We start from the raw sequence: 19,555 nt of genomic DNA, 5'->3' as shown, positions 1-19,555 counted from the left end.
GCTTTCGGAGGAGATGGAGGCTTGTCACCACCTGATTTGAAGTAGGTGGACGCGGTCTCAATCTACTGGGCGCCAGGGATCTTTCCGATAACGGGCACCAGCGCGGTCGCGGCCAACGGAAGGGCCGCAAGCACACCTTTCGCAGCCTTCGAAACCTCGTCCAAAAGAGAGAATCCCTTGCGTACAGACCAAGGATCGCGTCTTTGCGAAAAATGCGGTGATCTATGCGCTGACTTTCATGCAGTCTTGGGAAGATGCGACCGTACCGGTGGGGGTGCTGAGGGAACGGGTCCGCGGCGACGTGTTCGAACGGGAGCACTGATGGCGAGCGCGCTGTTCTGCTTGCTGCCGGTGGTGATCCTAATTCCTTCTTCGTCGACTATTACGTGTCATCCATGACCGGTGCGATGAAGGAATGAAGGTCCGTTGCGCGGGCAGTGCCGCACTCAATCGTGGTCGTGGTCGTGACGAGACGGAAGGTCGAGGCCGAAGGTCTTGGTGAGATCATTTACCTGCGCCGGGCTGAGATAACGGGGGTTGAGGTTGCGTAGCAGCAGATAGAGCTTCGCCGTCTCCTCCAGCTCCTCGGTGGCGAAAACCGCCGCCTCCAGGCTGTCGCCGGCGACGACCGGTCCGTGATTGGCCAGAAGCACCGACGAATATTTTCCCGCCAGCCCGCGGATCGCGTCGGCCACCGCCGGATCGCCGGGACGATAATAGGGCACCAGCGCGGTCTCCCCAGCGCGCATCAGATAGTAGGGCGTCATCGGGGGCAGGGCGGCGCGCGGATCGATCTCAGGCAGCATGGTCAGTGCCACCGCGTGGGTGGAGTGAAGATGGACGATGGCACGGGCGCTGCCGCGCGTGTCGTAGAGGGCAGTGTGAAGCGGAATTTCCTTGGTCGGCTTGTCGCCGGACAGGAGCCGGCCTTCGGCGTCTAGCTTTGAGATGCGGCCCGGGTCGAGGAAGCCGAGTGAGGCGTTGGTTGGGGTGACCAGCCAACCGCCGTCCTCCAGCCGCAGCGATATATTGCCCGACGAACCGGGCGTCAGTCCGCGCTCGAACAGCGAGCGGCCGTAGCGGCAGATTTCCTCACGCAGGCGCGCGTCGGACATGACAGTTCCTCCAGTATTAGGCGGTTGCCCCTTCGATCAGTTCGAAACCGAGATCGACGACCTGGGGGGGCGCATTTGTGACGACAAGCTGTGCGGCGATCTTTCCTGTGGCAACGCGCGGCGTACGGATGGTCGATAGCGGTTGCGGCATTGCCCGACCGATGTCGAGGCCATTGTAGCCGAAAATGGCAAGCTGCGAGGGAATGGAAATTCCGCGCGCCAAGCAGTGAAAGTAACCGCCGAGCGCCATATCGTCGTTCGAGAAATAAACTGCATCAAGATCGGGGGTGCGGGCGAGCAACCGCTCCAGCCCCAGCCTACCGTTCTCCACGGATGATGCCCCCGCGAGAATTTCGCGGTCGGCCAGGGGCGCATCGCCCGCGCCTAGCGTTGCGCAAAAGCCGGAAAACCGTTTACCGGCGCGGGTGTCACGGTTCAGGTCGTGACCGACATAACCGATCCGGCGATAGCCCCGCCTTAACAAAAACTCGGCGCTGACGCGGCCCGCGGCAAGGTTGGAAAAACCGACCGCCAGATCCAGCGCAGCACCGTCGAGATCAAGCAGTTCGACGATCCGGCAACCGCTCGCGCGCAATATCTTGAGGGTGCCGTCAGTATGCTCGTATCCCGCGAGCATGACTGCTGCCGGTCGCCAGGCGAGCATCGCGGCGGCCAGTGCTTCCTCCCTCTGCGAATCATAGTCTGTGACGGAGAAAACGGCCTGATACCCGCTTTCCTCAAGAATGGCGCTGGCCCCCCGCAGTACATCGGGGAAGACGATGTTGGAAAGCGATGGAATGACGAACGCAACAAGACGCGAACCAGTGGAGGCCAGCGTTCCGGCGATCCGGTTCGGCACATAGCCCAGCCGCTCAACCGCAGCCATGACCCGGTCCCGCGTCTTTTCGGAAAACGAACCATAGTTGCGCAGCACGCGCGACACCGTGCTCTCGCCGACGCCGGCCGCGTCTGCGACCTCGGCAAGTGTTACCGTTGGCTGATGTTTGAATTCCACAGTCATACTTGAATCCAACTCTGGCGGCTGCCTCAGTGGCGGCGATGACCATCCATGTCAACATTTCTCACCCCACTCACTCCAACAAGCAAGTTTTTTTTGGCAGCGCTGCCAGTTTTCTGTTGGCAGCGCTGCCAAAATAAACTAAACAGAATGGCAGCGCTGCCATTTTTGGTGGTCGCACCGCGGAAGGAGATTTGCGGTAACCCTTGGAGGAAAATCATGACGCTGCAAACGCAGGCGCCAGTCAGTGGCGTGTACCCCGCTCAGGCGTTGGAAGACCACGCCTATGGAAAGGTATTCTGGAGAATCGTCCCGTTTTTGATGCTGTGCTACGTGGTCGCCTATCTCGACCGCGTCAATGTCGGCTTCGCGAAGCTGCAGATGTCGAGTGAGCTCGGTCTCTCGGAAGCGGCCTATGGCATCGGTGCAGGTATTTTCTTCGTCGGGTATTTTCTATTTGAAGTGCCCAGCAACGTTATCATGAACAAAGTCGGCGCTCGCGTATGGATCGCCCGCATCATGATAACCTGGGGCGTGATCTCCGCCGCCTTCGTGTTCACCTCGTCGGAAACGGTATTCTATGTCCTGCGCTTCCTGCTGGGCATAGCTGAGGCTGGATTTTTTCCAGGGATCATCCTCTATCTGACATCCTGGTACCCGGCGCACCGCCGCGCCAAGGTCGTCACCACCTTTATGTCCGCCATCCCGATCTCGGCTATATTCGGCAATCCGCTTTCTGGTCTGCTCATGGACGGCTTCCACGGGACGCATGGCCTTTCCGGTTGGCAATGGATGTTTCTGATCGAAGCCATACCGGCTATCGTTTTCGGCATCGTGACCTTCTTCTACCTTGACGATAAGATCGGGGACGCGACGTGGCTAAGCGAAGACGAAAAGAATATCCTCGTAGCAAATATCGAAGCGGAGAATCGGGCCAAGGCATCGAGCCCGCATAGCGTAGCCGCAACACTGACCGACCCCAGAGTCTGGCTGATGTGCCTCATCTATTTCTGCTTCGTACTAGGACAATACGGTCTGACTTTCTGGATGCCAACGATCGTGAAAGGAACCGGTGTGACCGGAAACCTGAATATCGGCTTGATTTCCGCAATTCCATATATCTGCACATTCGTTGTCATGCTGGCGCTCGGGCGCTCCTCCGACAGGCTGCGCGAACGGCGATGGCATCTTGTCCTGCCCGCCCTCATGGCAGCCGGCGGCTTTGTCGCGGCAACGACGGCAACAAGCACGACAGTGGCCATTGCCTGCCTCTCGCTGGCCGCCGCAGGCGCCATCAGTTGCGCACCCCTCTTCTGGTCCCTTCCGACGGCCTTTCTGGCCGGTACAGGTGCTGCAGCTGGCATCGCCTGGATCAATTCGGTCGGCAATCTCGCCGGGTTTCTCGGACCGTTTCTGGTGGGCTATCTGAAAGACTTCACCGGCAACAACAGCGCAGGCATGTATTTCTTGGCCGCAACTCTCGTCGTCGGCTCGCTGGCCGTGCTGAGCGTGCCCGCAAAAACCGTCAATCGCTAAAACTTTCAAGCTGCCACCCTCCGGAGGACTACAGCCGGAGGGTCCAGCCTGCTAACCTTTCGATAAGCTGGAGATATCGTGATGGCATCGGACTTTGAAGATTTGGGGCAGACGGTGGCTGCAGTGATCGGCCTCGGCTCGATGGGGGCTGGCATGGCCCGCTCGATGAAGCGCGCGGGCCTCGACGTCGTCGGCTACGACATCGCACCTGCCGCCATCGATCGTTTCGTGGCGGACGGTGGCCGTGGCGCGACCTCGCCCGGCGACGCGGTTCGGGGCGCAGATATCATCGTTTCAGTCGTCGTAAACGGCGCGCAGACCGAGGCCCTGTTGTTTGGTGCCGGGGGTGTCGCAAGCGTGATGAAACCCGGGTCAGTATTCATTTCGTCGGCGACGATGGACCCAGCCGTCGCGCGAGATCTGGCACAACAGGTGGAGTCCCTCGGTTTACACTACCTCGACGCGCCAATTTCCGGCGGCGCGGCGAAAGCGTCGAGCGGCCAGCTAACGATCATGGCGTCCGGCTCCAGGGCGGCCTTCGAAGCGGCTCAACCGGCCCTCGAGGCTATGGCCGCCAAGGTCTACGAACTTGGCGATGCGGCTGGCACAGGCGCAGCCTTCAAGATGATCAACCAGCTCCTTGCCGGCGTACACATAGCAGCCGCCTGCGAAGCGATTGCCTTCGCTGCCAAGCAAGGGCTCGATCTCGACAAGGTCTACGAGGTGATCACGGCGTCCGCCGGCAATTCGTGGATGTTTGAAAACCGGATCCCGCATGTGCTGGCGGGAGATTATACGCCACTCAGCGCCGTCGAGATTTTCGTCAAGGATCTCGGCATCGTTCAGGACATGGCCCGTTCGGAACGCTATCCTGTGCCGCTCGTCGCGGCCGCGTTGCAGATGTACCTTGCCGCTTCCGGCGCCGGCATGGGGCGCGATGACGATTCATCTCTCGCCCGGCTCTACGCCCAGCTCTCGGGGGCGAAATTGCCCGGCGCAGCCAAAGGGTCGCGATAAAGGACTGTAGGTATGCCCACTTTCGCCGCCAACCTGACGATGATGTTCAACGAGTGGTCGTTCCTCGATCGCTTCGATGCTGCAGCGGATGCCGGATTTGCAGCCGTTGAGTATCTTTTTCCCTATGAAGCCTCGCCGGAGGCAATTGCCGAACGGCTAACCCGCAACAAGCTGCAGCAGGCACTGTTCAATCTGCCGCCTGGTGATTGGGCAGCGGGCGAGCGTGGTATCGCAGCTCTTCCTGGGCGCTTCGACGAATTGAAGTCCGACGTGGAACGAGCACTGACCTATGCGACGGCGACCGGCGTAAAGCGGCTGCATTTGATGGCGGGGCTTGCCGACCCCTCTGATGCCGAGGCAGCATCGTGCTATCGGCGTTCGGTCGCCTACACTGCGGCGCGGCTCGCCGAGAAAGGGATCGATCTGTTGATCGAGCCCATCAACGGACGAAACATGCCGGGATACTTCCTCAATCATTTCGGCGCCGCCGAGCGGCTCATCGCCGACCTCGGCCTGCCAAACCTGAAACTTCAGTTCGACGTCTATCACCGCCAGATCCTGCATGGCGACGTGGCCATGGCGCTGCGACGCCTGCTGCCGATCACCGGCCATATCCAGGTCGCCAGCGTACCGTCACGCAACGAGCCCGACGGGGAAGAGCTCAATTATCCCTATTTGTTCGGGGAAATCGACCGGCTCGATTACCGTGGTTTCGTCGGCTGCGAATACATCCCGCGGGACCGCACGCCTGACGGTCTCGACTGGTTCAAACCTTTTGCACGGAGGAGCTGATGCCAATCTTGCTCGGGTCGATCGCCGATGACTACACGGGTGCATCCGATCTCGCCAATACGCTGACGAAGAACGGCCTCAGCACGGCGCAGACCGTCGGCATTCCCGATCCGTCTCTGGCACTGCCGGATGTGGACGCGATCGTCGTCTCCTTAAAGATCCGCTCTGTCGCAGCCGTGGAGGCTGTGGCTGCAGCGACGCAGGCTGAAAGATGGCTGCGCGAGCGCGGGGCAGCCCATGTGCTTTATAAGATCTGCTCGACGTTCGATTCCACCGATGCTGGCAATATCGGTCCGGTCACCGATGCGCTGAGCAAGGCGGCGGGCAATGACGTGGTGTTGGTCACACCGGCCTTTCCGGAAACCGGGCGCACCGTCTATCTCGGCCACCTTTTCGTCGGCGGACACCCGCTGAACGAAAGCCCGCTCAAGGATCACCCCCTCAATCCGATGCATGACGCCAATCTGGTGCGCGTTATGGCCCGGCAGTCCCGCGGTACGGTCGGTCTTGTCGATCTGGCGACTGTTTCGGCTGGAGCCGGTGCGGTAAAGGCGCGGCTCGAGGCTCTACGTGCAGAGGGCGCAACTGCCGCGATCGCGGACGCAATCTTCGAACACGATCTTGAAACGCTCGGGCAGGTGGCGCTGCAGGCACCTGTCTCAACCGGCGCATCGGGCCTAGGCCTTGGTCTCGCCCGCGCCCTCACGCGCTCAGGGCGGGTATCTTCCGCGACCGCAGCCGCCGCTGACGCGATTCGGCCGGTCGGTGGTCTTTCCGCAATCGTCTCCGGCAGTTGCTCCAAGGCCACGCTTCGCCAACTCGACGTTGCCGAACGGTCGATGCCCATTCTAAGGCTAGATCCGGAAAGGCTGCTCGCCGGTCCGGATGCGATCGCCGAGGCTATTTCCTGGGCCGGCGAGCGTATTTCCGCGTCTCCGGTCATTATTGCCGCAAGCAGCACGCCCGACGTTGTTTCCCGTCTGCAATCGCAATACGGGCGGGAAGCATCAGGTCACGCGATCGAAACAGCGACCGCGACCATCGCCGCCGAACTGGTGGCACGAGGTGTACGTCGTCTGGTGGTCGCGGGCGGAGAGACCTCCGGTGCGACCGTGGACAGGCTTGCCATTCCGGCCTTCCAGATCGGGCCCGAAATTGCCCCGGGCGTGCCGGTGTTGCGGACCGTGGGCAATAGGCAGGGCGACATGCTTCTTGCACTGAAATCCGGCAATTTCGGAGGCGAGGACTTCTTCCTGGAAGCACTGGCAATCATGCATTGAAGCAGTGCGACAATCCGCCTTCTAGCTGTGAGCTTCAGGAGGTTATTCCATTCGGCCTTGGCCGGGAAAGCTGAAGTTGTCAAAGCTTCAGTGATCCAGAGGGCCGAATTTAACATCCACCGCCGCCGTCGCGGCGCGGCCGGCGAGTTGCCGATATCTTAGATCGTGCCGCCGATCAGCTCTGCTTGTCAAACGCTGCTCAGCAGAAGGCTCGTTTCGCTGTTGGCAACGCCATCGATCATGCGCACTTCGCGCAGAACGCGGTCGAAATCCGCAAGGCTCGCCGCCCGGATATTAGCGACGAGATCCCAATTGCCGTTGGTCGTGTGCAGCGCGGAAATCTCGGTCAGACCGCGCAGCTTGCGAATCACCTGCGTCGTCGACCTGCCGACCACCTCGATCATCATCACCGCATGCACCGCGCTCAGATCGTAGTCTTCTCTCACCCGCACGGTAAATCCGAGCAGCGTCCCCGTCTCGATCAAACGGTCCAGTCTATTCTGCACGGTCCCGCGCGCAACGCCGAGCGCATGCGAAAGCTTGGTCAACGACGCCCGTCCGTCAGCGCGAAGATGGCCGATGATGCGGCGGTCGAGATCATCCGGCGAATATTTCGCGACATCCATGTGTCTCGCCCCAGGCTGATAAATTTATACAAGCCGATTGAACAAATTGCACGATCGACTGCCGGAACTAACACAGTTTTGTGCTTTCAGCCAACACCTGGGAACGCTAACCTCCCTCTATCAGCTCAGCGCAAGAGGAATTCGTGATGCCGTCACCCCTTCCATCGGAAAAAGCCTTGGTACCTTTCGTCAGCGTCGAGAACATGATGCGGCTCGTCCACCATATCGGGCTGGAAACCTTGCTGGCCGAACTCACCGACGTCATCGAGGCGGATTTCCGCCGATGGGAGCTCTTCGACAAGACACCGCGGGTCGCGTCCCATTCCCGCGAGGGCGTGATCGAGCTGATGCCGACCTCGGATGGCGAGATCTATAGCTTCAAATATGTGAACGGCCATCCGAAGAACATGGCCCAGGGCCTGCAGACCGTCACCGCCTTCGGCCTCCTGGCGGAAGTCTCGACCGGCTATCCGGTGCTGCTGACTGAAATGACGCTGCTGACAGCGCTTCGCACTGCCGCCACCTCGGCCATGGCGGCACGGCATCTGGCCCCAAAGGGCGCGCGCACCATGGCGATGATCGGCAACGGCGCGCAGGCAGAATTCCAAGTGCTTGCCATGAAGGCCGTCTTCGGCATCGATCACATCCGGCTCTACGATATCGATCCGCTGGCGACGGCAAAGATGGTGCGCAACCTGTCGGGCGCCGGATTGACGGTCACCGCCTGCACCTCGTCGCAATCCGCAATCGAAGGCGCCGACATCATCACCACCTGCACCGCCGACAAGCAATATGCGACGATCCTCACCGACAACATGATTGGCGCCGGCGTCCACATCAACGCTATCGGCGGCGACTGCCCCGGCAAGACCGAGTTGCATCGCGATATCCTGCTGCGCGCCGACACCTTCGTCGAATATCCGCCGCAGACGCGCATCGAGGGCGAGATCCAGCAGATGGAACCGGACTACCCTGTTACGGAATTGTGGAAGGTCATCACCGGCCAGGCGCAGGGGCGGCGCGATATCAGCCAGATCACCCTGTTCGACAGCGTCGGTTTCGCGATCGAGGATTTTTCCGCGCTCCGCTACGTCCGCGACAGGCTCAAGGGCACGGGGCTCTACCAGGACCTCGACATCATCGCCGACCCCGACGATCCGCGTGATCTCTTCGGCATGCTGCAGCGGGCAAGGCAGGTATAGGAGCAAGACGATGCCGCGACATTCAGTCTATTCCATCCAGGCGCCCTGCGCGGTCGTCATGGTGCGTCCGCACCATTTTACCGTGAATACGGAAACGGCGGCCGACAACCATTTTCAGACCAGTCAGGATATGAGGGAGGATCTGTCGTCCGTCGCGTATGGTGAAATAACTGAGGCAGCCGACACGCTCGGACGTCACGGCGTCGAGGTGCATCTCTTCGAGGATACCGGCCGGCAGACACCGGATTCGGTCTTTCCCAACAACTGGTTCTCCACCCATGCCGGCGGTCACGTCGCGATCTATCCGATGAAGGCCGCCAGCCGCCGCCGCGAACGGCGCAGCGACGTCATCGAAATGCTGAAGGCCCTCTATCGGGTGCAGGAGGTCATCGACTATTCGGGCCTTGAACCCGACGGGCTCTTTCTCGAGGGCACCGGTGCCATGGTCCTCGACCACATCGACCGGGTCGCCTACGCGGTGCGCTCCGACCGCACTGATCGGATCGCGCTCGAACGCTTCTCGACCCATTTCAATTACGAGCCGATGGTGTTCGACGCCCGCGACGAAACCGGCGTCTCTGTCTATCACACCAATGTCCTGATGTGCATCGCCACCGATTTCGCCATGATCGGGCTGGAGATGATGACCGATCCTGCCAGACGACACGAGATCGTCACCAGACTGGAGCGTTCCGGCCGGAGCATCGTTGCGCTGACCAACGAGCAGATTTCGCGCTTTGCCGGCAACGCCCTTGAGCTTCAAGGAAAGGATGGTCGTATCCTGGCGCTTTCGACCACGGCGCTTGCCTCGCTCGACCAGGATCAGCTTGCCGTGATCGAGGAAAGCGTCAAGCCCGTCGCCCTTAATATTCCGACGATCGAAAAAGCGAGCGGATCGGTCCGTTGCACGCTGGCAGGTATCCACTTGGTACGCCGCCCATAAAGCAAAGCGTTACGGCGCGAGCCGAACACGCTAGTCAAACCCAGGTGCGCCGCGCAAATACTGCTCGCCATGGGTTGAGCACTCGAGTATCCGACCATCGATTTGATGGCACTCGACCTGTGCCGGTATTTCCTCACTTAGAGGCCGTGCTTGGCAGCGACAACGCTCGCCACCCGCATCCACATCGGCGCGGTCCAATGCATGGCCTCTAGGTACCGGGATGACGTCGACGTGCGCATGGCGCTCGCGGAGCGCTGTTGGATCGCAAGGGTCCAATCATCTTCGACAGTGGTGTTCGGCGCGGGCACGATGTCTTCAAGGCCCTGGCATCTGGAACCGACATCGTCGGCCCGGGCGGCCGGCCTATTTCGGGCTGGCACTCGGCCGCTGGCAAGGCGTGCAGTCTGTGCTTCGGCTTTAGGTGGGCTCGGTGTTGCCTGGAGAGCGTTTCTACAGATCGATCAATCGCTGGGCGGTGAACTTGTCAGTCACCAACATACCTATGACCCCAAGTCGCAGAGCGCCTGCGATAGCGGCGGTCTTTTTCAAGCCGCCAGCCAAAGCAATGACACGATCGACCCGCGCAAGATCCTCAAGCGGGATGCCGATAACACGCTCGTCCAAGGGCGTCCTGACCGCTTTGCCGTTTTTGTCGAAGAAACGGAGCGAGATGTCGCCGACGGCACCTGCATCCGCGAGATCAGCAAGCTCCCGCGACGAAAAGATGTTGCCCGACCGTGCGAGAAGTTCTGAGGGTTCGACTGCTCCGACGCCTACAATCGCAAGCGTGATACTGCCAAACAAGTCCATCGTCTCTCTGACAAATGGATCGGACTGCATGAGGAGCTTGGCCTCTCGCGAGGTGGTCACTCCTTGCACAGGAAGAAGTTTGGGCTCCGCACCGGTCAGCCGCGCAAGCCGTGTAGTAAGTTGTGTCGCGTGGGTCTGGACCGACGGATCGCCCATGCCGCCGAGGGTCTGAACGACGTACTTCGCCTGCGCGCTCTTCTGAGGGTGGATGTTTTCCACCATCTTGAAGATGGTTTGACTCCAACTCGAAACCCCGATGATCTCTCCGGGGGCAAGCGTGACCTCCAGGAGATGAGCTGCCGCTTCGCCGATCCGGGCCATGATGGCTCCGTCACGGTCTTCCGTACACTCCACAACAACTGCCTCGGGCAGGCCGTACCTCTCACGGAGGCCCGCCTCGAGTTCGCTGTAGGTGCCAGCAGGAGGGATGACGCTCGTCCGGACGATATCCTCCGCCTCAGCGCGCTTCAGCATCCGGGAGACTGTTGCCTGCGACAGCCGAAGATGCTGTGCGATCTCCGCCTGTCGCCGTCCCTCGATGTGATACATCTGGGCGACTCTTGAAATGAGGCGGAGTTCGTTTAGGCGAGACATCGCTGATCCCGGTGTGAATTTTTATTCACCTTTAGCCGGTGTTTGGCACGACGTCGAGCGGGCGAGAGCATCATTCCAGATATTCAGAAGTGCTTCTCGATCCACGCGTTCCGGGGCAATGATCTGCTTGCTTCGGGGCAATCCCGCGATGACCCCGAGATCGCTCCACAGGCCGAGTGACAGTCCCGCCAGATATGCGGCACCCAGTGCCGACGCCTCGGGCGCCTCGCATTGGATGACGGCGTGTTCGACAAGGTTCGAGACGCACTGCATGAGGAAGCGGTTCTGGCTTGGTCCACCGTCGACATAAAGGGCGCCGAGTTCGCCGCCGCTCTGGGCGCGCATGGCAGCGATCACGTCGTGGACCTGGAAGGCGATCGAGTCCGTCACGCAGCGCGCCATTTGAGCACGCGTCGTGCTGAAGTTGATCTGCGAGAAGAGGGCGCGTGCGTCGGAGTTCCAGTAGGGTGCGCCCAGTCCTACGAAGGCGGGCACGAAGCCTGGTCCTCCCGGTTCGGCGGTCGCCGCGAGATCGACGAGGGCGGCAACGTCAGGCAGGCCGAGAATGCCCGCCATCCAGGGGAGGCTTGCGGCGGAAACGAGAATGTTGCCTTCGAAGGCGAAAGTCGGCTTTCCACCGATGCGCCATGCGACCGTAGTCGTGACGCCGTTGCGCGGGGCGATGAACCGAGGAAGCGTCGTCATCACCGAGGAGCCCGTTCCGAAGGTTACCTTGCCATCGCCCGGTTTGAATGCTCCATGACCGAACAGGGCGGCATGGCTATCGCCGATCGCGGCCCTGATAGGTGTGCCGTCCGGTACGCCCGGAAGTCCCTGTGTCACACCGAAATCCGCAGAGCTGTCGAGAACCTCCGGGAGGAGTGCGGTATCGACGCCGAAAATCTCTCCGAGTTCCTCACTCCATCTCTGCTCCTGGAGGTCGAACAGCTGGCTTCTGGCGGCGTTCGAGGCATCGCAGGCGTGCCGGCTCCCGCCGGTCAGGCAATGCACGAGCCAACTGTCGATCGTTCCAAGCCGGACCGATCGGCCTGCCGGCATACGGTCGAGCAGCCATCGGAATTTCGAACCGGGGAACATTGGGTCCAAGGGGAGGCCGGTGAGCGCCTGCACACGGTCAAGACGACCTTCGGCAAGTAGACGCGCGCAATCGGCCGCCGTGCGTCTGCACTGCCAGCTCAGCACCGGGCCCAGTGCTTCTCCCGTGTCGGCGTCCCAGGCGGTGACCGATTCGCGCTGATTGGAAATCGCCACGGCCTCGATCGTCACATCGGGTACGGCCTTCAAGCAGGTGTCGATTGCTTCGCAGACGGAGGCGTAGAGCCGGCGCGGGTCTTGTTCGACCCAACCTGGCTTCGGATAGGAGATGCCGACAGGGGCCGAGCCTCTGGCGACGACTTCTCCCTTTTCGCAAACGAGAACTGCCTTGGAATTGGTCGTGCCCTGGTCGATCGCCAGAATAGCCCGCATCGTATCCTCCCAGATCATACGGCCGGGACGGCGGAGTGCGCCCCGGCTTGATTAGGTGCTACCAGTTTACTTGCGCTTGATCAGCGACTGCGCGGCATCGGCGATCGCCGACGGTGCCATGCCGAACTCGTCGAGTAGGAACTCCGCCGATCCGGTCGGAGCGTAGATGCCGGGAACACCCAGACGCTTCATTGGGACCGGAGCATTGTCGACCACCACTTCGGCAACCGCAGAACCAAGCCCGCCAAAGATCGAATGCTCTTCGGCCGTGACGATTGCGCCCGTTTCCTTCGCCGCGGCAATGATGGCCTCCTCATCGATCGGGCGAACCGTTGCGAGGTTGAGCACCCTGGCGCTGATGCCACGTTCTGCAAGGATTTCGGCCGCTTTCACCATGCGATGAGTCAAAGTGCCGTTGGCAATGAGCGTGACGTTTGAACCGTCGCGCAGGAGATTTGCCTTGCCAAGCTCGAACGTGTGCCCTTCCGGAAGAAGGTCGGGCACGCCCACGCGCGACAGGCGCAGGAAGCATGGCCCGGGGTAGGTCGCCGCCCACTCGACGGCCGCGGCGGTTTCGATGCGGTCGCAGGGCGCGATCACAGGAAGATTGGGCAGGACGCGAGTCCAGGCGAAGTCTTCGATCGAATGATGGGTCGGCCCCAGCTCGCCATAGGCCATACCAGAGGAAATGCCCACGAGCTTGACGTTCGCATTCGAGTAGGAAATGTCGGCCTTGATCTGCTCCAGCGATCGTCCGGTTAGAAAGGGAGAGGCGCCGCACACGTATGGAAGGCGCCCGCCGTTGGCGAGGCCTGCTCCAACGCCGACCAGGTTCTGTTCCGCGATGCCGACATTTACCAGGCGCTCCGGAAACTTCGACTTGAAGCCACCGAGCTTGGAGGAGCCTACGGAGTCATTGCACACCGCGACGATCGTTTCGTTCTCGGCTGCCAGGCGCTCGAGCGTCGCTGCGAAGGCGTCGCGGCAATCGTAGAGCTTGGGTGCGTTTACTGGCGCGTTCATCACAGTGCCTCCGACAGTTCTGCCAATGCGATTTCGTACTGTTCCTTGCTCGGGACCTTGTGGTGCCAGTCGACGCGGTCCTGCATGAACGAGATTCCATGACCCTTATTGGTATGGGCCACGATGCAATGCGGTCGCGATCCCCGGTGTTCGAGGGCCGGCACGACCTCGCTCATTTTGTTTCCGTTGATCTCGGTGACTTCCCAGTCGAAGGCTTCGAGCTTCGGACGGAGCGGCGCGAGATCGTTGGTGTCGGCCAGAGCGGCGCCCTGCTGGAACCTGTTGTGGTCGATGACCAGCGTCAAGTTATCCAGCTTGAATTGGGCCGCGGCCATGATCGCCTCCCAGTTGGAACCTTCCTGCATCTCTCCGTCGCCGGTGACAACGTAGGTATGATACTTTGCGCCGGAGAGCTTGGCGGCCTTCGCCATGCCCACCGAAACCGGCAGACCATGGCCGAGCGGGCCGGTGTTCGTTTCGACACCTGGAACCTTGTTGCAGTTGGGATGTCCGTTCAGTCTCGAGTGCGGCCGCAGGAAGGTGGAAATCTCCTCTTCCGGAATGAAACCGCGCTTTGCGAGCGTCACGTAGAGGGCGCACGCCGTATGCCCCTTGGAAAGAACGAACCTGTCCCGAGCGGGGTGCTTCGGCTGGTCCGGCCAAATGTTCAGCACGCGGAAATAAAGAGCCGTCAGGATATCGATGACCGACATCTCCCCGCCGATATGGCCGGCACCTGCTTCGAAGACTGCCTGAAGATCGCGCAATCGGATCTCGCGAGCGAGGCGCTCGAGTTCTGTCGTATCCATGGGTTCCTCTCATGCATAAATATTCAGTCGTCAATATTTTTGCACAAGAACGCGTTTAGTCAACCCCCTCAGGCAAACATCGTGCCAGGAAGGCACGGACAAATCTTGTTGACAGCCATAAAGCAACTTGTTAATGAATTTTCCAGCAGGTGTGAATAATTATTCTGCCCTGAACAAATATTGACTACCAACCTAGACCCAGGGAGGAACGATGGTGGCGCTCGATATCAATGAACAGAGGCTTTCGGCCGGCACCTGGCTTAGCAAGGTCAAGGGAGCTACCGGTCCACTCGTGGGGCTGCTTGCGCTTTGCGTCTTCCTAAGCTTCAGCACAGACGCGTTCCTCTCAGTTCGAAACGGCCTCAACATCCTCGATCAGATCACCGTCCTTGGCATCATGGCGGTTGGAATGACCTTCGTCATCCTAATCGGCGGCATCGATCTCTCGGTCGGTTCGGTGCTTGCGCTCGCTATGATGGTGATGGGTTGGACCGCCAACATCGCCGGCCTTCCACTTGCCGTCGGGATCGCTTTAGGCCTGATCGCCTCCGGCATTTCGGGGCTGATCGTCGGCCTGCTCGTGACGCAGTTCAAGGTTCCGGCGTTCATCGCCACTCTGGCCATGATGTCCGCAGCTCGCGGCGTCGCGAACATGATCACGGATGGTCAGCAGATCGTAGGATTCCCCGACTGGTTCATGATGCTAGCAATCGACCGCCATTTCGGTGTTTTGACGGCCACTGTCTTCCTGATGCTTGCCGTCGTCCTCGTGGCCTGGCTTTTCCTGCATTTCCGTTCCGAAGGTCGTATGCTCTACGCAGTGGGTGGAAATCCGGAGGTCGCCCGCCTCGCGGGTATCAACGTCAAGCTCGTGACGATTAGCGTTTACGTGGCGAGTGCGGTCCTTGCAGGACTCGCAGGCATCGTGCTCGCCGCCCGCCTTGACTCGGTCCAGCCGTCCAGTGGTTTCGGCTATGAGCTAGATACAATCGCTGCGGTCGTTATCGGCGGCACTTCGCTCTCCGGCGGCGCCGGGGGTATCGGAGGGACGCTCATCGGTGTCCTTATCATCGGTGTCCTTCGTAACGGTCTCAACCTTCTCAATGTCTCGCCGTTCCTTCAGCAGGTGATCATCGGAATCGTCATCGTACTTGCGGTCGGCGCGGAGACTATTCGTCGGCGTCGCGCCTGACGAAGGGGCCGCCAGATCGGCGGAGCCCTGGAATTCCGCCCCAAAGGGTTGGAGCGGATCAATACCCCGAGGGGGAGGTATTACCCGAGGGTCCCATCAAACAACGGAGGAAAATACAATGAAAATTGCGCGCACCATGCTCGCGTCTGCCGCACTACTTGGTCTCACGCTCGGACCTGTACACGCGGCCGAGCTGAAGAAAGTCGGCCTCGCCGTTGCCAACCTTCAGGCAAACTTCTTCAATCAGATCAAGCAGTCGGTTGAAGACGAAGCCAAAAAGCGTGGTATCGAAGTCGTCACCGTCGACGCGAAGGGCGACGGACCGACGCAGGTCAACCAGATCCAGGACCTTCTGACCCAGAACATCGATGCACTGATCTACATTCCGGCGGGAGCCGCCGCTGCGACCGTCCCGGTCAAACTTGCCAAGAGTGCCGGCGTTCCGGTGGTGAACGTCGACCGCAACGCCGACGGCGCACCGGGCGACACCTTCCTTGCAACGGATTCCGTAGCGTCCGCCAAGGCCGTCTGCGACTACATTCTGAAGCAAGCCGGTGGCAAGGGCAAAATGGTCATCATCCATGGTCAGAAGGGCACGACGCCCGAGGTGGACCGCTCCAAGGGATGTGCCGAGTCCCTCAAGGCAAATCCTGATGTAAAGGTTGTTGCCGAGCAGTACTCGAACATCTGGAGCCAGGACGAGGGCTTCCAGATCATGCAGAACATGCTCCAGGCAAATCCGGACGTCTCGATCGTGTTCGCGCAGGCCGACGCGCTCGCACTTGGCGCCGCGCAGGCCATCAAGGTCGCCAATCCTTCCCAGAAGATCGTGGTTGGCGGCTTCGACGGTGACACCGCGGCACTCGAAGCTCTGAGTAAGGGCGTCTTCGACGTGACTGCGACACAGCAGACGCAGAAGATGGGCCGCGATGCGGTGGCAAACGCCGCCAAGCTCGTCGCCGGAGAGAAGGTGCCTCCGGTGCAGCTTATGGACGCCACGCTGACGACTAAGGAAAACGTCGCAGGCTTCATCGCCAGCCACCCGTAATAATAGTCAAGGTCTCGAGGAGGTTGCCGTGACTGATCCGGTTCTTTCCCTGAAGGGCATATCGAAGTGGTATGGACCGCTCCAGGTTCTGAAGAATGTCAGCTTGGACGTCTATCCGGGCGAAGTAGTTGCACTTCTCGGTGAGAACGGAGCAGGCAAGTCAACGCTTTCCGGCATCATCGCCGGGTCACGCACGCCGTCCGAAGGGTCGATGACATGGCTGGGGCAGCCCTATGCCCCAGCCACCCCAAGAGAGGCGATCGACAAGGGCGTCGTCCTGATCCATCAGGAGCTGCAGCTTCTGCCGCAGCTCTCCATCGCGGAGAATGTCTTCATCGGACGTTGGCCCATGAAGAACGGTGTCGTCGACCGTGCCCAGATGGTTCGTCGCGCCCAGGAGCAGCTCGCTCGCCTGAACCTTCACATACCGGCAACGCGGAAAGTCGCAGGGCTTTCGACCGCAAATCAACAGCTCATCGAGATCGCGAAGGCGTTGGCTCTCAATGCGAAGCTCCTGATCCTCGACGAGCCGACGGCAGCACTTGGTGGCGCGGAGACGGAAGCTCTCTTCGAACAGGTTAGGAAGCTTCGGTCGGAGGGCGTCGGCATCATCTATATCTCCCACCGCATGGAGGAGATCAAAAAGATCACCGATCGGATCGTCGTACTTCGTGACGGGGAGCGCGTGCAGGAATTCGCCGACAGCGCGACACCCGTGCGAACCATCGTCGAGAGCATGGTCGGACGCTCGCTCGACCGCTTGTTCCCGACGCTGCCGGTTCCGACCGATCGGCCAGTACTTCAGGTGTCCGGGCTGAGTTCTCCGGACAATTCGTTCCGCGACGTAACCTTCGACGTCAAGGGAGGAGAAATCCTTGGAATCGCCGGACTGGTCGGCGCCGGCCGCACGGAACTTGTCCGCGCCATTTCGGGAGCGGATCCGATCAGCGCAGGCTCGATCAGGCTGGAAGGCGAAGAACTTAGGCTGCGCGATCCTGCGGATGCGATCGCCAAAGGGATCGTAATGGTTCCTGAAGACCGAAAGGACCAGGGCCTGGTAGTCGGCCATCGGATCGGCGAGAACATCATCTACGCCAACCTCGACAAGCTGGGTGGGCGTTGGATCACGCCGCGCGTCAAGCGTTCGTTCGCGGAAAAGGCGGTCGCCAAGTTCGGCGTAAAGGGTCCCGCCGAGCAGTATGCCTCGGACCTGTCCGGCGGCAACCAGCAGAAGGTCGTGATCGCGAAATGGCTTATGCGCGATCCCAAGGTCGTTGTGCTCGACGAACCCACGAGAGGCATCGACGTCGGGGCCCGAGCGGGCATCTACGACATCATCGTCAATCTTGCGAAACGGGGCGTCGCGGTCATCGTCGTGAGCTCCGACCTCGAGGAAGTTCTCGGCGTGTCCAATCGCATTCTCGTGCTTGCCCAGGGCAAGCAGGCAGGCATTCTCAATCGTGACGAGGCAAATGACGTCTCAGTCATGGAGCTAGCGACAATCTAACAGACAGAGAAAGGAAGAGCTGTGTCCGACATCACTCTGAACGTCCCGAAGCTTTTCGATCTCAGCGGCCAGGTCGCAATCGTGACCGGCGCCGGCAGCGGGATTGGGCAGCGCATTGCCATCGGCCTCGCACAGTGCGGCGCCGACGTCGCGCTGCTCGACCGTCGAACCGACGACGGGTTGGCCAATACCGCTGAGCACATTCGGGCCGCTGGCCGCCGATCTATCCAGATCGCCGCCGACGTCACGAGCAAGTCTTCCCTTGGAGATGCGGTGGCCCGCATTGAGGCGGAACTCGGTGCACTGACACTTGCAGTCAACGCCGCAGGTATCGCCAACGCGAACCCCGCCGAGGAGATGGAGGAGGAACAATATCAGACGTTGATGGACATCAACCTGAAAGGGGTCTTCCTTTCTTGCCAGGCCGAGGCTCGCGCCATGTTGAAGAACGGAGGCGGGTCCATCGTCAACATCGCCTCCATGTCCGGTGTGATCGTCAATCGGGGACTGAGCCAGGCGCATTACAACGCCTCCAAGGCCGGCGTGATCCACATGTCGAAATCCTTGGCGATGGAATGGGTCGACCGCGGCATCCGCGTCAACACAATCTCGCCCGGATACACCGCGACACCGATGAACACGCGTCCCGAAATGATCCATCAGACCAAACTCTTCGAAGAGCAGACGCCAATGCAGCGTATGGCAACGGTCGACGAAATGGTCGGTCCGGCCGTGTTCCTGCTGTCGAATGCGGCAAGCTTTGTGACAGGCATTGATCTGCTTGTCGACGGCGGCTTTTGCTGCTGGTGATGTGATGAGAAAGTTGGTTGCTGGCAACTGGAAAATGTACGGTCTCGCCTCCTCCCTGGCTGAGATCGAGGCGCTGAAGGGGCTCACGGGCGAGGCGGCGTACGATATCGTCGTCTGCCCGCCCTTCACGCTGATAGAAAAGGCCGCCGAACGAGCAAAGGATTCGACCGTCGCTATTGGCGCCCAGGACTGCCACCCGCAGATTTCGGGCGCCCACACTGGAGACGTGTCGGCGGAGATGCTCGTCGATGCGGGCGCGCGCTTCGTAATTCTAGGTCATTCCGAACGTCGCGTATTCCATCACGAGACCGATGCCGTGGTCGCGACCAAGGTCACTGCAGCGCACACGGCCGGACTGACCGCAATCATCTGTGTCGGCGAGACCCGTAGTGAACGCGGTGACGGAAAGGCGATCGAAGTCGTTGGCGGACAGCTACGCGCTTCAGTTCCAGCGGGTGCGTCCAGTTCGAACATGGTCATTGCATACGAACCGGTCTGGTCGATCGGAACCGGCCTGGTTCCGACCATAGAGCAGATCGAGGAGATCCATTCGTCGATAAGGCAGATGCTCGAAGAACGGCTGGGCGAAGATGGGCGCAACGTAAGGATTCTTTACGGTGGCTCTGTGAAGGCCTCGAATGCCGCCGACATCTTCGGGGCGGCAAACGTGGATGGAGCCTTGGTCGGAGGCGCATCGCTGAAGGCGACAGAGTTCGCTGGGATCATATCTGCAGCCGCTTGAAAG

19 protein-coding genes and 1 pseudogene are annotated in these 19,555 nt (G+C 60.6%); 13 read left to right on the top strand and 7 right to left on the bottom strand.

Going from position 1 to position 19,555, the window contains the following annotated elements; all coding sequences use genetic code 11:
• Positions 1-211: 211 nt before the first annotated feature.
• Positions 212-419: pseudogene (locus BSG20_RS23150) on the top strand (carbohydrate ABC transporter permease); the annotation flags it as partial.
• Positions 420-446: 27 nt separating this feature from the next.
• Here BSG20_RS23150 and otnC read toward each other — a convergent pair.
• Both otnC and BSG20_RS23140 read right to left on the bottom strand, forming a co-directional pair.
• Entirely contained in the window at positions 447-1,115 is a 669-nt protein-coding gene (gene otnC / locus BSG20_RS23145) for a 3-oxo-tetronate 4-phosphate decarboxylase (RefSeq protein ID WP_072378748.1), read from the bottom strand.
• 16 nt (positions 1,116-1,131) lie between these two features.
• Complete coding sequence (locus BSG20_RS23140) at positions 1,132-2,130, bottom strand: LacI family DNA-binding transcriptional regulator (protein WP_072378886.1); 999 nt, start codon at positions 2,128-2,130, stop codon at positions 1,132-1,134.
• Positions 2,131-2,352: 222 nt separating this feature from the next.
• On the opposite strand from BSG20_RS23140, the gene BSG20_RS23135 reads away from it, so the two are divergent.
• The 4 genes from BSG20_RS23135 (at position 2,353) to otnK (ending at position 6,758) form a co-directional block, all read left to right on the top strand.
• Entirely contained in the window at positions 2,353-3,669 is a 1,317-nt protein-coding gene (locus BSG20_RS23135; RefSeq protein WP_072378750.1) for an MFS transporter, read from the top strand.
• 81 nt (positions 3,670-3,750) lie between these two features.
• Complete coding sequence (ltnD, locus tag BSG20_RS23130; RefSeq protein WP_072378752.1) at positions 3,751-4,686, top strand: L-threonate dehydrogenase; 936 nt, start codon at positions 3,751-3,753, stop codon at positions 4,684-4,686.
• Positions 4,687-4,698: 12 nt separating this feature from the next.
• On the top strand, positions 4,699-5,478 hold the full coding sequence (otnI, locus tag BSG20_RS23125) for a 2-oxo-tetronate isomerase (protein ID WP_072378754.1): 780 nt from the start codon (positions 4,699-4,701) through the stop codon (positions 5,476-5,478).
• Entirely contained in the window at positions 5,478-6,758 is a 1,281-nt protein-coding gene (gene otnK / locus BSG20_RS23120) for a 3-oxo-tetronate kinase (protein WP_072378755.1), read from the top strand. The genes otnI and otnK overlap by 1 nt, the downstream gene beginning before the upstream one ends.
• A gap of 188 nt (positions 6,759-6,946) precedes the next feature.
• Here the strand turns inward: otnK and BSG20_RS23115 are convergent, their stop codons facing one another.
• Positions 6,947-7,384, bottom strand: a complete 438-nt coding sequence (locus BSG20_RS23115) for an Lrp/AsnC family transcriptional regulator (RefSeq protein ID WP_072378757.1) — start codon at positions 7,382-7,384, stop codon at positions 6,947-6,949.
• A gap of 146 nt (positions 7,385-7,530) precedes the next feature.
• On the opposite strand from BSG20_RS23115, the gene BSG20_RS23110 reads away from it, so the two are divergent.
• The 3 genes from BSG20_RS23110 (at position 7,531) to BSG20_RS38895 (ending at position 10,008) form a co-directional block, all read left to right on the top strand.
• Positions 7,531-8,586, top strand: coding sequence for an ornithine cyclodeaminase (locus BSG20_RS23110; RefSeq protein ID WP_072378759.1), 1,056 nt, complete (start codon positions 7,531-7,533; stop codon positions 8,584-8,586).
• Between the two features lie 10 nt (positions 8,587-8,596).
• Positions 8,597-9,529 carry a citrulline utilization hydrolase CtlX gene (ctlX, locus tag BSG20_RS23105; protein ID WP_072378761.1) on the top strand — a complete coding sequence of 311 codons (933 nt, stop codon included), beginning with the start codon at positions 8,597-8,599 and terminating at the stop codon, positions 9,527-9,529.
• Positions 9,530-9,786: 257 nt separating this feature from the next.
• A complete protein-coding gene (locus BSG20_RS38895) occupies positions 9,787-10,008 on the top strand; it encodes an alpha-hydroxy-acid oxidizing protein (protein ID WP_244541390.1) in 222 nt (73 codons plus the stop codon).
• Here the strand turns inward: BSG20_RS38895 and BSG20_RS23095 are convergent.
• From BSG20_RS23095 to BSG20_RS23080, 4 genes are all read right to left on the bottom strand, one after another.
• Positions 9,980-10,933, bottom strand: coding sequence for a sugar-binding transcriptional regulator (locus tag BSG20_RS23095; protein ID WP_072378763.1), 954 nt, complete (start codon positions 10,931-10,933; stop codon positions 9,980-9,982). The genes BSG20_RS38895 and BSG20_RS23095 overlap by 29 nt on opposite strands.
• Positions 10,934-10,954: 21 nt before the next feature.
• Positions 10,955-12,421 (bottom strand): FGGY family carbohydrate kinase, encoded by a 1,467-nt coding sequence (locus tag BSG20_RS23090; RefSeq protein ID WP_072378765.1) that lies wholly within the window; start codon positions 12,419-12,421, stop codon positions 10,955-10,957.
• A 66-nt stretch (positions 12,422-12,487) separates the two neighbouring features.
• Positions 12,488-13,444, bottom strand: a complete 957-nt coding sequence (locus BSG20_RS23085; protein WP_072378767.1) for a transketolase family protein — start codon at positions 13,442-13,444, stop codon at positions 12,488-12,490.
• Positions 13,444-14,253 (bottom strand): transketolase, encoded by an 810-nt coding sequence (locus BSG20_RS23080; RefSeq protein WP_072378769.1) that lies wholly within the window; start codon positions 14,251-14,253, stop codon positions 13,444-13,446. The genes BSG20_RS23085 and BSG20_RS23080 overlap by 1 nt, the downstream gene beginning before the upstream one ends.
• Positions 14,254-14,464: 211 nt before the next feature.
• On the opposite strand from BSG20_RS23080, the gene BSG20_RS23075 reads away from it, so the two are divergent.
• From BSG20_RS23075 to tpiA, 5 genes are all read left to right on the top strand, one after another.
• Complete coding sequence (locus tag BSG20_RS23075) at positions 14,465-15,445, top strand: ABC transporter permease (RefSeq protein ID WP_072378771.1); 981 nt, start codon at positions 14,465-14,467, stop codon at positions 15,443-15,445.
• A gap of 118 nt (positions 15,446-15,563) precedes the next feature.
• Positions 15,564-16,493 (top strand): sugar ABC transporter substrate-binding protein, encoded by a 930-nt coding sequence (locus tag BSG20_RS23070; protein ID WP_072378773.1) that lies wholly within the window; start codon positions 15,564-15,566, stop codon positions 16,491-16,493.
• 28 nt (positions 16,494-16,521) lie between these two features.
• Entirely contained in the window at positions 16,522-18,000 is a 1,479-nt protein-coding gene (locus BSG20_RS23065; RefSeq protein ID WP_072378775.1) for a sugar ABC transporter ATP-binding protein, read from the top strand.
• 21 nt (positions 18,001-18,021) lie between these two features.
• Positions 18,022-18,810 (top strand): SDR family oxidoreductase, encoded by a 789-nt coding sequence (locus tag BSG20_RS23060; protein WP_072378777.1) that lies wholly within the window; start codon positions 18,022-18,024, stop codon positions 18,808-18,810.
• A gap of 4 nt (positions 18,811-18,814) precedes the next feature.
• Entirely contained in the window at positions 18,815-19,552 is a 738-nt protein-coding gene (tpiA, locus tag BSG20_RS23055; RefSeq protein ID WP_072378779.1) for a triose-phosphate isomerase, read from the top strand.
• Positions 19,553-19,555: the final 3 nt, after the last annotated feature.

The sequence above is a fragment of the Rhizobium tibeticum genome (assembly GCF_900110205.1).
Lineage (GTDB): Bacteria > Pseudomonadota > Alphaproteobacteria > Rhizobiales > Rhizobiaceae > Rhizobium > Rhizobium tibeticum.
The sequence above is the reverse complement of the archived record's forward strand: the minus strand, read 5'-3'. Positions and strand labels throughout refer to the sequence as shown.

Coding starts and splice junctions, on each gene's coding strand:
- otnC (WP_072378748.1), bottom strand. CDS start 1,115: ATGTCCGACGCGCGCCTGCGTGAGGAAATCTGCCGCTACGGCCGCTCG.
- BSG20_RS23135 (WP_072378750.1), top strand. CDS start 2,353: ATGACGCTGCAAACGCAGGCGCCAGTCAGTGGCGTGTACCCCGCTCAG.
- ltnD (WP_072378752.1), top strand. CDS start 3,751: ATGGCATCGGACTTTGAAGATTTGGGGCAGACGGTGGCTGCAGTGATC.
- otnI (WP_072378754.1), top strand. CDS start 4,699: ATGCCCACTTTCGCCGCCAACCTGACGATGATGTTCAACGAGTGGTCG.
- otnK (WP_072378755.1), top strand. CDS start 5,478: ATGCCAATCTTGCTCGGGTCGATCGCCGATGACTACACGGGTGCATCC.
- BSG20_RS23115 (WP_072378757.1), bottom strand. CDS start 7,384: ATGGATGTCGCGAAATATTCGCCGGATGATCTCGACCGCCGCATCATC.
- BSG20_RS23110 (WP_072378759.1), top strand. CDS start 7,531: ATGCCGTCACCCCTTCCATCGGAAAAAGCCTTGGTACCTTTCGTCAGC.
- ctlX (WP_072378761.1), top strand. CDS start 8,597: ATGCCGCGACATTCAGTCTATTCCATCCAGGCGCCCTGCGCGGTCGTC.
- BSG20_RS23095 (WP_072378763.1), bottom strand. CDS start 10,933: ATGTCTCGCCTAAACGAACTCCGCCTCATTTCAAGAGTCGCCCAGATG.
- BSG20_RS23090 (WP_072378765.1), bottom strand. CDS start 12,421: ATGCGGGCTATTCTGGCGATCGACCAGGGCACGACCAATTCCAAGGCA.
- BSG20_RS23085 (WP_072378767.1), bottom strand. CDS start 13,444: ATGAACGCGCCAGTAAACGCACCCAAGCTCTACGATTGCCGCGACGCC.
- BSG20_RS23080 (WP_072378769.1), bottom strand. CDS start 14,253: ATGGATACGACAGAACTCGAGCGCCTCGCTCGCGAGATCCGATTGCGC.
- BSG20_RS23075 (WP_072378771.1), top strand. CDS start 14,465: ATGGTGGCGCTCGATATCAATGAACAGAGGCTTTCGGCCGGCACCTGG.
- BSG20_RS23070 (WP_072378773.1), top strand. CDS start 15,564: ATGAAAATTGCGCGCACCATGCTCGCGTCTGCCGCACTACTTGGTCTC.
- tpiA (WP_072378779.1), top strand. CDS start 18,815: ATGAGAAAGTTGGTTGCTGGCAACTGGAAAATGTACGGTCTCGCCTCC.